The sequence below is a fragment of the Bradyrhizobium sp. 154 genome (assembly GCF_023073875.1).
In the GTDB taxonomy this organism is placed as follows: Bacteria; Pseudomonadota; Alphaproteobacteria; order Rhizobiales; family Xanthobacteraceae; genus Bradyrhizobium.
The window spans coordinates 1-799 of the sequence record NZ_JADPKG010000090.1; the positions used below are offsets into that span (position 1 = coordinate 1).

Consider the following 799-nt stretch of genomic DNA (forward strand, 5'->3'; position numbering starts at 1 on the left):
GAGAAGTCCTGCGTCAGATAGTTGCCGATGAGAAGGTACTTGCCGTCGGGCGTGAAGACTGCAGCCTCGGGCAAGCCGCCGACCTCAATGTCTGCGGTCTTGCTCACTTTCTTGCCGTCGATCTTGAGAACCGAGATGCTACCGTTCTTTTCGTAGAAGTATGCGTTCTTCATGTTGGAGCCGCGCAGAATGACCGCAACCGCGACGTCGCCCTTGGGGCTGATTGCAAGCCCCTCGGGGCCGTCGCCCACCACCACGCGATCGATGATGCGTGGCGGATCGGCCTCCAAATCGATGACGCTCGTGGTATCCACACTTCCATCGGAAGCACCTGCGTTGCCGTTATCCGAGGTCAGGGCGATTTTCCCGCCGGGTGCGGCCGCGACATTGTAGGGCCACTGGCCGGCCGGCAGGTCGATCTTGTTGTACGTCACCTTATCGCCCGCGATGTCCAGCATGGAGACTTTGTGAGCAGGGAAGCGGGCGACCAGGGCTCGCTTGCCATCAGGGGTGAACGTCACGTGCGACGGACTGTCCGGCATCGCAACGGTTTCCGTGATCTTCACGTCAGTGCCGTTCACGGAGAGGACGCTGATCGAATTGTCTCCGCGATTGGCGACCAGTGCCATCTTGCCATCTGGACTGAAGCTGAGCCCGGAAGGTTGTTTCCCGCCAGTGAGCGTTGCAGCCAGCTTGGGCGGATTGGCCTGCAGGTCGACGACGTAAATCTTGTTGTCCAGCACCTGTTTCAGCGTGTCGCCCTCCTTGACGACGTCGACCGAGTCGGCGACCAGCGCCA

The 799-nt window shown here is 60.6% G+C and carries 1 protein-coding gene; it reads right to left on the minus strand.

All coding sequences use genetic code 11. From position 1 onward, the window contains the following. Positions 1-799: beta-propeller fold lactonase family protein (locus IVA92_RS21025; protein ID WP_247534310.1), on the minus strand; the 799-nt coding region annotated here is incomplete at both ends.